Here is a 12820-nt window from a genome sequence, read left to right as displayed (position 1 = left end):
GATGTCGTTTTCAGGATTTATTGAACACACATTCAATTTTAGGCATGGCAATTGCTCTATCCCGATAAAGCCCTGTCTCGCGCAAGAGAATGTGGCAATAACAAGAGCCTCCGCCTGAGGCCATCACCCGCTTTGTGTGAGGAGATACCGCGATGACGACGTCCAACTCCGGGGCCCAACCCCAGAACCGTGCGCCTCAATCCATCGGCTTTTTGCTGCTGGACAATTTCACGCTGATTTCCCTGGCGTCCGCGGTAGAACCGCTACGCATGGCTAACCAGCTGTCCGGTCGCGAGCTGTATCGCTGGACCACTCTCACGGTCGATGGCGGCCAGGTCTGGGCCAGCGACGGCTTGCAGATCACCCCCGACGCTTCCATGCACAAGGCGCCGCCCCTGGACACCGTCATTGTCTGTGGCGGCATCGGCATCCAGCGCACCGTGACCCGTGAACACGTGTCATGGCTGCAGAGCCAGGCCCGCCAATCCCGGCGCCTCGGCGCAGTTTGTACCGGCAGTTGGGCCCTGGCCTGCGCCGGCCTGCTGGATGGCTTCGATTGCAGCGTGCACTGGGAATGCCTGGCGGCAATGCAGGAAGCTTTCCCGCGGGTGTCGATGAGCACCCGTTTGTTCACCCTTGACCGCAACCGCTTCACCAGCTCCGGCGGCACCGCGCCGCTGGACATGATGCTGCACCTGATCAGCCGCGATCACGGTCGTGAACTGTCGGCAGCGATCTCGGAAATGTTTGTCTACGAGCGTATTCGCAACGAGCAGGATCACCAGCGTGTACCGCTCAAGCACATGCTCGGTACCAACCAGCCGAAGTTGCAGGAAATCGTCGCGCTGATGGAAGCCAACCTCGAAGAGCCGATCGACCTGGACGAACTGGCGGTGTACGTCGCCGTGTCTCGTCGGCAGCTGGAGCGGTTGTTCCAGAAATACCTGCACTGCTCGCCGTCGCGCTATTACCTAAAGCTGCGGCTGATCCGTGCACGGCAACTGCTCAAGCAGACGCCGATGTCGATCATCGAAGTGGCCTCGGTGTGCGGCTTCGTCTCCACCCCGCATTTCTCCAAGTGCTACCGCGAATACTTCGGCATTCCTCCGCGTGACGAGCGCGTGGGTTCCAACACCACGCAACAGGTGGCGATGATGCCGCTGCCGCAGGCGCTGGTGCTGTCGCCATTGTCCGGGCCGCTGTCGGCGCTGAGCCAGGCGCGTAATGAGTCGACGTTTGCCAGTGTGAGGCTCTAAGACCGCAGCGCCTTCATCGCGAGCGGGCTCGCTCCCACAGTTGGATTGGGGCAAAGTTGGAGAGATTGGTTGGCTGTGAGGCCGTCTTCGCGAGCAGGCTCGCTCCCACAGTTGGATTGGGGGGGCTGGGGAGATAGGTCGGCTATCAGGCCGTCTTCGCGAGCAGGCTCGCTCCCACAGTTGGATTGGGGATGGCTGGGGGAGATAGGTTGGCTGTCAGGCCGTCATCGCGAGCAAGCTCGCTCCCTCAGGGGAAACGCGGTCTTGCCAAGAACCAGGTCGGCTACTAGGCCGCCTCGCCGTGGACGTTGATCTCAGCGCCCCGTTAACCACGCTGGCCGAACGCAGGCATTGCGCAGTGGGCATCCCGGCATGGATGCCGGGATAGCCGCGCTGGGCCATGGATGGCCCTTCGCGGCGGGCCCACGGAGCAATGCCGGAGTGAGGGCATGCCGAGCCTAGGCGAGGCACCGAGTGGTGGGGCATGAGCGTTTTGCTTACTTTTGCGCTTTTCAAAAGTGAGCCGCCGTCAGGGCGGAACCATAAGCCGCCGTTACCGCAGCAACGGATATGTACTCAGTCAGGCCGCCATCGCGAGCAAGCTCGCTCCCACAGGTTTTGTGAACGACACAGATCCTGTGGGAGCAATTGGGTTCTGTCAGGCGCTATGGTTTTGCTGGTAATCCGTCAGAGCCGGCAACAGCTGCTTATCAATCGCCTGGCGCACGGCCGGCAGGATGGTGGCGCTGCTGGTGTACATCTCCTTGACCATCCGCCGCAATTCATTGGCACGGACCGTGTCCAGCCCCCGCACGGCACACTCGCATGCCTGCTCGGCAGTGGCGCCGCTGGGTATTGGCAGTCCCAGGGCCTTGAGGTGGCCCAGCAGGTCTTCCTGGTCGATCAAATCGGCGTACATCATGACGCTTTTCCTTGTTCAGGGATTGGGGTCGTGTCTCGATTCTGGTAGCCACCCGAAGCGGCGGCAAGGGCAAATGGTCGCAATGTCATGAATGACTATGGAGGCGTCGTTTTCGGCTAACTTGCATGGGGCTGGACTGGGCACACTGACCTCAAGCTGAATCACGATGGTTTGGTCACCCTCGCGCAACAGCTCCTCCAGTAACGCTCCTGCCCCGATCCTGTCACGGCTTGATCGGGGATTTTTTTGCCTGTGAATCAGGGAAAGCTTGGGTGTCTGGTGGATTGTCATCGCGAGCAAGCTCGCTCCCACATTAGATTTTGTGAGCGACACAGAACCCCTGTGGGAGCGAGCCTGCTCGCGAAGAACGATGACGCGGTCTAGCGCTGCAACACCAGAATCCGCGACAACAACTCATCCCGATCCACATAGCACCCCTGGAAATGCCGAGCCCCGGAGGCCGGGTCGAACGCGTTGCGGGCATGGAGGGTGCGGCGGTTGTCGAAGCACCAGAGCTGGCCGGGTTCGAGACGCTGTACCAGGCGAAATTGCGGCTCGCGGGTCAGGCCGATGAAGCGGCGGTAGGCGCGGTAAAGCTTGGGCATCTGCTCGACCGAGGTGTCGAACGGCCCACGCAGGAAGTTCGCCATGCGAATTTCCGAAACCTGGCCGAGGGCGTCCAGCGCGATGATCGGCGCCAGGCAGCGGTAGTCGCTGCGGCGGTCCTTGTTGCGAAACTCCACCGGGATCCGGCACAGCGCATCGAAGGCCTCGGGGTCTTCCTGGCGCAGGAAATCGGCGATGGCAAAACCGTCGACAAAAATACTCTCGCCGCCGTCCGCGTCATTCACCAGGCAATGCAAGAATTGCAGCCCCGGCTGCAATTCCCGGGTCGGCAAATCACTGTGCAGCGGCAGGTTGAAGGCGGTGTAGGCATTGCTGTCGGCATCGGCCTTGGACTGCACATTGAACAGCACGCCGAAGTTACTCTCGCGAATGAAGGAAATGCGTTGGGCAACCCGTCTCAGCGAGCCGGGTTCGGTGGGTACGCCGCGCACCTGGGTCAGGCCGATGTCGCGCACCGCCAGCAACCATTGCAACAACGCATCGGCATCGTCCATCAGCGCGGGGTAATCGAACACCGGCAGTTGCAAGTCGTGTCGCCACAATTGGCGCCGGGGCATGTTCGCCAGGCGCTCGGCTCGGGATTGATCATCGTAGGCGTGGGCGCGCAGCCAGCCCGGGTCGAAACGGCTCTGGTGACCGTCCTGCCAGTCCACGCACAGGCAGCCTTCGTCGTCGAGTCGGGTCGCGCCGGGGGCGATGTCTTCAGGGACGTCGACGATTTCCAGCACCTGCTCGCGGGTCACGCTGTAGACGCATTGCGGGCAAGGGCAGTTGTCCCGCAGCCATTGATGATGAAAGGGGCTGACCCGGCCATCGGCCCACGTCACTTGCACCCGATCGGCCGACGGTGTGGCGGCGGTCAATGGGAAGACCAGGGGGTAACGGCGGAAGTCGGCAAAAGCGGCGGCGGTGTTCATGGCGATCTCCTGTACGAGGCTTATCGGGCGGGAGGCAGGGCGATAACCCGGCCGATGTAGGTCGGCGGCGGCAGGTCGGATTGTTGTTCGAGCAGAGCGTCGAGCCGGCCCAGGGTTTGCTCCGTGAAAGGCGCCGAGCGCGGGCCGGCCAGGTCGACGTGCAGCAGCATCTGTTCATTGCCGGCCAGCTCTTTATCACCGCCGACCAGATGCAGGCTGTGATAGAGGTGCAGGCGTTTGGCGTCGTGGCCGATGATGTGCGTGTGCACCTCGACTTGGGCGTCGAGCTTCACTTCGTGCAGGTAGTTGAGGTGCAGTTCGAGGGTGAACAACGAGTGGCCGCTGGCTTCGCGGTTCTGGCTGTCCAGGCCGAGCCGGTCCATCAGCGCGTCGGTGGCGTAGCTGAAGATCAGCAGGTAGAAGGCATCGCGCAGGTGGCCGTTGTAATCGACCCATTCGGGGAGGATGCGGGTTTGGTAGGTGGTGAGGGTGGGCATGCTGAACTCCACAGATCGTCGCTGATGTACACAAATGTGGCGAGGGAGCTTGCTCCCGCTGGACTGCGAAGCAGTCCCAAACCGGCTGTATGCGGTGTATCAGGCACATGGCATTCGCCGGTTTTACGACCGCTTCGCGGCCGAGCGGGAGCAAGCTCCCTCGCCACAGGGGTGATGTTTATTCGTTGAAGGTCATTCCATGCTTGGCCTTGGTGGCCTTCACCGCCTCCAGCACCGCCAGCAGGCAGTCATCACGATAGCGCTCCAAGGCCGAAATGCTGTGGCTGCCCAATTGCGCGCTCGTGCCGTCCACCACATCGTCGATCAGCTTCTCGGTCAGCTCTGGCGCCGGCAGGTAGGTCCACGGCAGTTGCAGCGCCGGGCCGAACTGGGCCATGAAGTGGCGCATCCCGGCATCGCCGCCGGCCAGGGTGTAGGTCAGGAACGTGCCCATGAACGACCAGCGCAAGCCGGCGCCAAAGCGGATCGCATCGTCGATTTCGCCGGTGGTGGCGACGCCGTCGTTGACCAAGTGCAGGGCCTCGCGCCACAGCGCTTCGAGCAAACGGTCGGCGATAAAGCCGGGGACTTCCTTGCGCACGTGCAACGGGCGCATGCCAAGGGATTCGTACACCTGCATCGCTGCCTGCACCGCCTCGGGCGCGGTGTTTTTGCCGCCGACCACTTCCACCAGCGGCAACAGGTAAACCGGGTTGAATGGGTGCCCGACCACGCAGCGTTCCGGGTGGATGGAACCCTCATAGAACTCGCTTGGCAGCAGCCCCGAGGTACTGGAACCGATCAACGCGTTCGGCTTGGCGGCGGCGCTGATCTGGCCGTGCAGCTGGAGTTTCAATTCCAGTCGCTCGGGGGCGCTTTCCTGGATGAAGTCAGCGTCGCGCACACACTCTTCGATGGTCGCGACAAAGCGCAGCCGATCCTGCGAAGCGCCGGGTGCCAGGCCTTGTTTCTCCAGGGCGCCCCAGGCATTGGCGACGCGCTTGCGCAGCGCCGCTTCGGCACCCGGGGCCGGGTCCCAGGCGACAACGTCCAGGCCATGGGCCAGGGCCCGGCTGACCCAGCCACTGCCGATTACACCGCTGCCCAGGGCGGCGAAGGTCTTGATGTCGGTGATAAAGCTCATGGTGATGTCCTGAAAAGAGTGAAGATCGCTTGTGGGAGCGAGCTTGCTCGCGATGGCGGCGGTACATCCGACGCATCTTCGAAGGCAGAAATATCGCTATCGCGAGCAAGCTCGCTCCCACAGGGTTATGCGCAGGTTCGGTTTAGCCGCGCTGGGTCAGGCCCATTTTCTTGCGGCCTTCAGCCGGCGTGAGCACCCGCGCCCCGAGACGGCTGAGGATTTCGCCGGCCCGCTCCACCAACTGACCGTTGGTAGCAAGTACGCCTTTGTCCAGCCAGAGGTTGTCTTCCAGCCCGACGCGCACGTTGCCGCCCAGCAGCACCGCCTGGGCGGCCATCGGCATTTGCATGCGGCCGATGCCGAAACCGGCCCACACCGCGTCCGCCGGCAGGTTGTCGACCATGGCTTTCATGGTGGTGGTGTCGGCCGGCGCGCCCCACGGGATGCCCAGGCAGAGTTGGAACAGCGGGTTGTCCAGCAGGCCTTCCTTGATCAGTTGCTTGGCGAACCACAGGTGGCCGGTGTCGAAGATCTCCAGCTCGGCCTTGACCCCCAGTTCAGTGATGCGCTTGGCGCCGGCCCGCAGTTGCGCCGGGGTGGAGACGTAAATGGTGTCGCCGTCGCCGAAGTTCAGGGTGCCGCAATCCAGCGTGCAGATTTCCGGCAACAGCTCTTCGACGTGGGCCAGGCGAGTCAGCGGACCGACCAGGTCGGTGTTGGGACCGAACTCCATCGGCCGTTCGCCTGCACCGATCTCCAGGTCGCCGCCCATGCCGGCGGTGAGGTTGACGATGATGTCCACGTCCGCTTCACGAATGCGCTCCATCACTTCGCGGTACAGCGCCACGTCGCGGCTGAACTTGCCGGTCTGCGGGTCACGGACGTGGCAGTGGACCACCGTGGCCCCGGCCTTGGCCGCCTCGATGGCGGCGGCGGCGATCTGTTTCGGGGTGACCGGTACGTGAGGGCTCTTGGCGGTCGTGTCGCCAGCACCGGTGAGTGCGCAGGTGATGATGACGTCGTGGTTCATGGTGCGGATTCCTTCAGGCGTGGTGAGTCACTGCGCAGCTAGTGGCCTGTGTGGCTAATTCGTGCACTCAACTTCGGCGCCAGAACTTGCCAGACTGCATTGCCATTCCTCGCCGTAGCGGGCTACGACTCGTCATGGCGCCTTGCCTGGCAAGTCCTGACACTCGAATTTGAGTGCTCGAATTAACCGTACAGGCCACAAGTGCTGCGCAGATGGATAACGGTTGTTCAGTTACTGGTCAGTTTCAGGTTGTCGGCGGCGGGCTTGCCGTCGAAGGTGGTCACGCCTTCGAGCCAACGCTGCTTGTCTTGCGGATGATCCTTGAGCCATTGCCGGGCCGATTCGAGCGGGTCCTTGTGATCGAGCAACGGCTGCATCATCCGGCTCTCGTCTTCGGCGGTGAAGGTCAGGTTGCTCAGCAAGCGGCCGACGTTCGGGCATTGCTCGGCGTAGTCCGGCGCGGTGACGGTCCATACGGTGGCCATGCCTTCGTTCGGGCCGAGGGCGTCGTCGCTGCCGGTGAGGTAGGTCATTTGCACGTTGACGTTCATTGGGTGCGGCGCCCAGCCGAAGAACACCACGGCTTCCTTGCGCCGCACAGCACGGTCCACGGCGGCGAGCATGCCGGCTTCGCTGGACTCCACCAGTTGGAATTTGCCCAGGCCGAACTGGTTCTTGGCGATCATTGCCTTGATCTGGGTATTGGCGCCGGAGCCGGGTTCGATGCCGTAGATCTTGCCGCCCAATTCTTTGTCGAATTTGGCGATGTCGGCGAAGGTCTTCAGGCCCTTGTCGGCCAAGTAGGTCGGCACGGCCAGGGTGGCGCGGGCGTCCTTGAGGCTTGGCTGCTCCAGCACCTTGACCTGCTCGGCTTCGACGAACGGGGTGATGGTCTGGGTCATCAACGGGTTCCAGTAGCCCAGGAACAGGTCCAGGCGCTGGTCACGGATGCCGGCGAAGATGATTTGCTGGGAGGCGCTGGTTTGCTTGGTCTTGTAGCCGAGGCCGTCGAGCATCACTTGGGTCAGGGCGCTGGTGGCGATGACGTCGGTCCAGTTGACCACGCCCAGGCGCACGTTCTGGCACGCGGCGGGGTCGGCGGCCATGGCGGCGCCATTGAGCAAAGTGGTGCCGCAAAGTGCAAGAGCGCAAGAGCTGATCAGTCGTTTCATGTCGGGTTCCTCGGCAGCTTATTGTTATGGGTTCCGGCATCTGCGCACCGGTGATGCCAAGTTACGCAGCCCGGCGTCTGGCAAAACGCACAGCGGCGACGTGCTCTTGCACTGCAGCGACTCTTGAACGGGCGTTGCAACTGGCGTATCAAGGTCCGCACGCTACCCGCCAACCGAGTGCGCTCCATGTCCCAGGATTTCTACTTCTTGTTGATGCCGGGTTTTTCGGCCATCGGTTTCATTTCGGCCATCGAGCCGTTGCGGGTCGCCAATCGGTTTCGTGGCGAGCTGTACCGCTGGCATGTGCTGAGTGTCGATGGCGGGCCGGTGCTGGCGAGCAATGGCATGTCGGTCAACGCCGATGCCGCACTGGAGCCCTTGAAGAAAGGCGCGACCCTCTGGGTGGTGGCCGGGTTCGAGCCGCTGAAATTCGCCACCCCGGCGCTGGAGCGCTGGCTGCATCGGTTGGACAGCGAAGGCGTGACCTTGGGCGGCATCGACACCGGCAGTGTGGTGCTGGCCGAGGCGGGGTTATTGGAAGGGCACCGCGTGACCTTGCACTGGGAAGCGATCGAGGCGTTCAAGGAGTCTTATCCGCAACTCAGCGTGACCCAGGAACTGTTCGAGATCGACCGGCGCCGCATTACTTGTGCGGGCGGCACCGCGTCCATCGACCTGATGCTGGACCTGATCGGCCAGGCCCACGGTTCGGAACTGGCGATCCAGGTCAGCGAGCAGTTCGTGCTCGGCCGCATCCGCCCGCGCAAAGACCACCAGCGCATGGAAATCGCCAACCGCTATGGCATTCGCAACAAGAAGCTGGTGCACGTCATCGGCGAGATGGAAACCCACAGCGAACCGCCCCTGAGCACCTTGGCGCTGGCCGAGTCGATCAACGTCACCCGCCGCCAGCTCGAACGGCTGTTCCGCTTGCACCTGAACGACACCCCGAGCAATTTCTACCTGCGCCTGCGCCTGGAAAAGGCCCGGCAGCTGCTGCGCCAGACCGACATGAGCGTGTTGGAAGTGAGCATCGCCTGCGGTTTTGAGTCACCGTCGTACTTCACCCGCAGCTATCGGGCCCGCTTCGAGCGCTGCCCGCGGGAGGATCGGCGACGGCAGGGGGATGGGCGGGAGCTGGTTTGACAGGTTTCGAATGCGAGACGCGAGGTTGGCTCACGGTCTACGTCGACCACGGGTCCAGCATCACGCCGTTTCCGTTGTTGGGCAAAGCCTTCACCCAGGCCTACACCGCTCATTTGAACGCGCACCTGGCCCAGACCAACCAGTTCAATGCCGATGATCTCGATCAGGCTTTTGAGTTGGTGGGGCGCCGTCCCGAGATGTTGCGCAGCGTCATCGGCGAAATTGCCCTGGAGCTGGGTGAGGCGAGCCAGTTGGATGACTTGCTGCGCAACAACGCTGAAATGCTGCGCGCCGGCGTCTGGACCGAGTTCGAGAGCGCCTGGAACGCCCTGACGGTGTCGCAACGCGCCGTGCTGCAGGTCATGGCCGAGCGCTCGCAAAACAACGAACCCTTCGCGCCCTTCACCGATTCAACGCTGGAGGCGGTGGGCAAGGCGCTGAGGACCATGGGAAGCGAAGTCGTGCCCGGTACCCAGACCCTCCAATCCTGTATTGATGCGCTGCGTGAAAAGGAACTGGTGTGGAAGTCCAACCGGGGTGGTTATGCGCTGGAGGACAAGGCGTTTGCCGATTGGTTGAAGGGCTATCGCCGGCAACATTGAATTTGAAATACATCCTGTGGCGAGGGAGCTTGCTCCCGCTGGGTGGCGCAGCCGCCCCAAAACCAGACACCGTGGTGGAACAGGTGAACCCTGCAAACCGGTTTACGACTGCTTCGCAGCCGAGCGGGAGCAAGCTCCCTCGCCACAGGTACGGTGTCCGGTTGGAAAAGCTCTATTTCTTCATCAGCGCCGAACACGCCGCCTTGTACGCTTCATGCTGATACTTGTTGAGCGTCGCCGGCAGGGCGAAGTCATGTTTCTTGCTCTGCGCGTTGATGGTCTGCGGCGACAGCAGCGTGACCTCACAACCGTCCAGCAACTGGAAAACCCCTTCGATCTTGAACGTGGTCGGCCCACCGGCGAACTCGCCTTTCTTGCTGCGCTTCTTGATGGCGATGCGTTCGATGCCGTTCTCCGTCACGAACGCCCGCACCTGAGCGGCGAAAGCCTTGACATTGGCGGCCTCGTCATCGTCGTCCAGGGCGATTTTCTTGGTGTTCAGCGCGACGTGGCTCAGCGCCTGTTGATCCAGCGAGGCAACGGCGATGATCGCTTCGCTGCCTTTGATTTCGATGCCGCAGATGATCATGCTTGGCCTTGGATTCGGGAGGTCGGGGCCGTCAGTTTATCCGCCTTGGTCAATTCATGCTCGCGCGCAGGTCCAGCATGATCTTGTCGAAATAATCGACCCGGATCACGCCAAAGCGCGGGTACTCGAAATCCAGGATCACATACAGCACGCAAACCATCACCGCCGCGTAGCCGAGGCTGTGTAGCCAGTTACGTTGCCGGCTACCGGCCATGCCATAGCCGATCAGCAGGGCGCTGATCAGGGTCATGGTGACCAGCATCAGGTAGATGGTCAGAGGCGGGTGGGTTTCGTGGGCCACGGCGCGGGTGATGGTGAGGTCGATCATTTCGTTTTGCGCCTGTAGCACGGGTGTGCCCAAGGTAGGGGTGGGCATCTGTTGCAGGGCGGCGACGGTGCGTTTCCAGATGGTTTGTTGCAGACCGTTGGATCGGTCATGGGCGGCTTCGTCGATTTCATCTTCGCGCAGGTCGCGGTAGTACTCGATGCGGGCGTCGACATAATCCCTGAAGGCTTGGCGCAAGGCCGGTTGCTCGCTGGCCGGCAGCAGGTCCAGGCGCAGCCAGGCCGTGCCCATGGCATTGGTTTCGGCAACGATCAGTGCGCGGCGCTGATCCAGGCGCGAAGCCGCGCCGGAAAAGGTAAAGGCAATCAGCAGCGCCAGCAGGCCAAATACTGCGCCTTCGATGGCCCCGATGCCCTGGCGGGCGCCGTCCGGGTCCTGGGTCAGGTGACGGTTGCCGACCCGACGACCGGCCTCGATGCCCAGCACGATGGCGATGAAGATCACTAACCCATAAACGGGCAAGGCGGTAAGAGAGAGCATACGAAAATCCCTTGATTGTCGTGTGTGACTCGTCTGTACAGCCCGGCTCGGACGGGTATGCAGCCAGTGTAGACGGCGCTGGCGGGTTATTCCTGTCGCAACCAATCGATCGATGCTTTGGAAGTCGTTCTGGCGAGGCAGCAGATTCTTGGCTGTCGCGACTCAGAGCTCCAACTGATCAGCCTGGATACCAAAGCCCGCTGCGATTTTTTCGCGGGTGGCGCGGCGAGGCTTGGCGACGGACTCTTGCTGGGCGAACGCCGGTTGAGAAATACCCAGGCGCCTGGCGACTTCATCTTGAGTCAGGTTCAGGTGTTCGCGCCAGGCGCGGACAGTGGTTGTGCCGTCAACGATACGGCTGACGACTTCATGGGGAATCAAGTTGCTATTCATACGGGAGTTACTCCTGCCCAATCGACTCCAAAAACTCCGACCGATCATCGCTCACCTGGGCCATGCAGTCGTTTTCGGCGATTTTGTAGGCGTCGCTGCCGGGTTTGGCCGGGAAGGCGGCGATGGCGCAGTCGGCGTCGCGCTGTTTTTGCCACAGTTGTTGGGCAGCCTTGACCTTGGTGGTGATGTCGTTGAGCTGGGCCTTGTCGCTGGCGTAGCGGGTTTGCAGGCGCTCAAAGAGGCTTTGCAGGTTTTCGCCCAGCAATTGTTCGGCGGCGGTTTTGCCGTAGGCCGAGCAGGCCAGGGTCTGGACGTCGTTTTCAACTTCGTCGCAGGGGTTGGGTTCGGTGTCTTCGGTCGCATGTGCGACGGTGCTGATCAGTGCCAAAGCCAGGAAGAGTGATTTCATCGCGTTGCCGCTCGAGTCCAGTGAAAACCAGTGATGCGGCGGATTCTGGCGCAAGCGTCGGCTAAAGAACAGACGGGCAGGGTGGGCCTGTCGTAGCCCATTGTCGTGGATTGACGCTTTCGGCAATTCCCCTGTCGTTTTTGCACCGGGTCGTGACGGCCCTCAGGCATATGCTGGCCCCAAAGCGCCGGCACACGATTCGGCGCATGAATCGCTGACAAAAGGGGACTGCCTGATGAGCCCAGCCGAATTGCACGCCGACAGCATCGTTATCGACGGGCTGATCATTGCCAAGTGGAACCGCGACCTGTTCGAAGACATGCGCAAGGGCGGCCTGACCGCAGCCAACTGCACCGTGTCGGTGTGGGAAGGTTTCCAGGCCACCATCAACAACATCGTCGCCAGCCAGAAGCTGATCCGCGAGAACAGCGACCTGGTGATCCCGGTGAAAACCACCGCCGACATCCGTCGCGCCAAGGAACAGGGCAAGACCGGCATCATCTTCGGCTTCCAGAACGCCCATGCCTTTGAAGACCAGCTCGGCTACGTCGAGATCTTCAAGCAGCTGGGCGTGGGTGTGGTGCAGATGTGCTACAACACCCAGAACCTGGTCGGCACCGGTTGTTACGAACGCGACGGCGGCCTGTCGGGCTTCGGTCGCGAAATCGTCGCCGAGATGAACCGCGTCGGCATCATGTGCGACCTGTCCCACGTCGGTTCCAAGACCTCCGAAGAGGTCATCCTCGAATCGAAGAAGCCGGTGTGCTACTCCCACTGCCTGCCGTCCGGCCTGAAAGAACACCCGCGCAACAAGTCCGATGAAGAACTGAAGTTCATTGCCGACCACGGCGGTTTCGTCGGCGTGACCATGTTCGCGCCGTTCCTGGCCAAGGGCATCGATTCGACCATCGACGACTACGCCGAAGCCATCGAATACACCATGAACATCGTCGGTGAAGACGCCATCGGCATCGGCACCGACTTCACCCAGGGCCACGGCCAGGACTTCTTCGAAATGCTGACCCACGACAAGGGCTACGCCCGTCGTCTGACCAGCTTCGGCAAGATCATCAACCCCCTGGGCATCCGCACCGTGGGCGAGTTCCCGAACCTTACCGAGACGCTGCTCAAGCGCGGCCATCCTGAGCGGGTGGTGCGCAAGATCATGGGCGAGAACTGGGTGAACGTTCTCAAGGACGTCTGGGGCGAATAACCCCCGCTGCATCACTGAATCCTTTACCTGCGGCCACTCGCGCCGCAGGCACATCACGAATTTCCGGAGTCAAGTTT

The 12820-nt window shown here is 62.0% G+C and carries 12 protein-coding genes and 2 pseudogenes; 4 read left to right on the top strand and 10 right to left on the bottom strand.

Annotated elements, in window-relative coordinates; genetic code table 11:
* The first annotated feature begins 152 nt into the window (after positions 1-152).
* Positions 153-1256 carry a GlxA family transcriptional regulator gene (locus LQ215_RS10860; RefSeq protein ID WP_060740272.1) on the top strand — a complete coding sequence of 368 codons (1104 nt, stop codon included), beginning with the start codon at positions 153-155 and terminating at the stop codon, positions 1254-1256.
* 658 nt (positions 1257-1914) lie between these two features.
* On the opposite strand, the gene LQ215_RS10855 is transcribed toward LQ215_RS10860, so the two are convergent.
* The 6 genes from LQ215_RS10855 to choX form a co-directional block, all read right to left on the bottom strand.
* Positions 1915-2178 (bottom strand): hypothetical protein, encoded by a 264-nt coding sequence (locus tag LQ215_RS10855; RefSeq protein ID WP_230149607.1) that lies wholly within the window; start codon positions 2176-2178, stop codon positions 1915-1917.
* Positions 2179-2558: 380 nt separating this feature from the next.
* Positions 2559-3722 (bottom strand): gamma-butyrobetaine dioxygenase, encoded by a 1164-nt coding sequence (locus tag LQ215_RS10850; RefSeq protein WP_230149605.1) that lies wholly within the window; start codon positions 3720-3722, stop codon positions 2559-2561.
* Between the two features lie 20 nt (positions 3723-3742).
* The gene (locus tag LQ215_RS10845) at positions 3743-4219 is read right to left on the bottom strand and encodes a thioesterase family protein (RefSeq protein ID WP_230149603.1); all 477 of its coding nucleotides are present in this window, start codon (positions 4217-4219) and stop codon (positions 3743-3745) included.
* 178 nt (positions 4220-4397) lie between these two features.
* Entirely contained in the window at positions 4398-5363 is a 966-nt protein-coding gene (locus LQ215_RS10840) for an L-carnitine dehydrogenase (protein WP_230149602.1), read from the bottom strand.
* A gap of 142 nt (positions 5364-5505) precedes the next feature.
* A complete protein-coding gene (locus LQ215_RS10835) occupies positions 5506-6393 on the bottom strand; it encodes a 3-keto-5-aminohexanoate cleavage protein (RefSeq protein ID WP_046063290.1) in 888 nt (295 codons plus the stop codon).
* Between the two features lie 227 nt (positions 6394-6620).
* The gene (gene choX / locus LQ215_RS10830) at positions 6621-7565 is read right to left on the bottom strand and encodes a choline ABC transporter substrate-binding protein (protein ID WP_230149600.1); all 945 of its coding nucleotides are present in this window, start codon (positions 7563-7565) and stop codon (positions 6621-6623) included.
* A gap of 186 nt (positions 7566-7751) precedes the next feature.
* On the opposite strand from choX, the gene LQ215_RS10825 reads away from it, so the two are divergent.
* Both LQ215_RS10825 and LQ215_RS10820 read left to right on the top strand, forming a co-directional pair.
* Complete coding sequence (locus tag LQ215_RS10825; RefSeq protein WP_230149598.1) at positions 7752-8711, top strand: GlxA family transcriptional regulator; 960 nt, start codon at positions 7752-7754, stop codon at positions 8709-8711.
* Positions 8712-8761: 50 nt separating this feature from the next.
* A pseudogene (locus LQ215_RS10820) lies at positions 8762-9313 on the top strand (hypothetical protein); the annotation flags it as partial.
* A 172-nt stretch (positions 9314-9485) separates the two neighbouring features.
* Here the strand turns inward: LQ215_RS10820 and LQ215_RS10815 are convergent.
* From LQ215_RS10815 to LQ215_RS10800, 4 genes and pseudogenes are all read right to left on the bottom strand, one after another.
* The gene (locus LQ215_RS10815) at positions 9486-9902 is read right to left on the bottom strand and encodes a DUF3010 family protein (RefSeq protein ID WP_230149597.1); all 417 of its coding nucleotides are present in this window, start codon (positions 9900-9902) and stop codon (positions 9486-9488) included.
* 49 nt (positions 9903-9951) lie between these two features.
* On the bottom strand, positions 9952-10728 hold the full coding sequence (locus LQ215_RS10810; RefSeq protein WP_230149595.1) for a DUF4239 domain-containing protein: 777 nt from the start codon (positions 10726-10728) through the stop codon (positions 9952-9954).
* 162 nt (positions 10729-10890) lie between these two features.
* Positions 10891-11112, bottom strand: a pseudogene (locus LQ215_RS10805) (helix-turn-helix domain-containing protein); the annotation flags it as partial.
* A gap of 16 nt (positions 11113-11128) precedes the next feature.
* The gene (locus LQ215_RS10800; RefSeq protein ID WP_230149593.1) at positions 11129-11530 is read right to left on the bottom strand and encodes a lysozyme inhibitor LprI family protein; all 402 of its coding nucleotides are present in this window, start codon (positions 11528-11530) and stop codon (positions 11129-11131) included.
* 235 nt (positions 11531-11765) lie between these two features.
* Between LQ215_RS10800 and LQ215_RS10795 the strand changes: the two genes are divergently transcribed.
* Positions 11766-12743 carry a dipeptidase gene (locus LQ215_RS10795; protein ID WP_030139307.1) on the top strand — a complete coding sequence of 326 codons (978 nt, stop codon included), beginning with the start codon at positions 11766-11768 and terminating at the stop codon, positions 12741-12743.
* Positions 12744-12820 lie beyond the last annotated feature (77 nt).

It is taken from the genome of Pseudomonas brassicacearum (assembly GCF_918698105.1).
GTDB classification, from domain to species: Bacteria; Pseudomonadota; Gammaproteobacteria; order Pseudomonadales; family Pseudomonadaceae; genus Aquipseudomonas; species Aquipseudomonas brassicacearum_F.
Note: the sequence above shows the minus strand (reverse complement) of the source record. Positions and strands in the feature narration are given on the sequence as shown.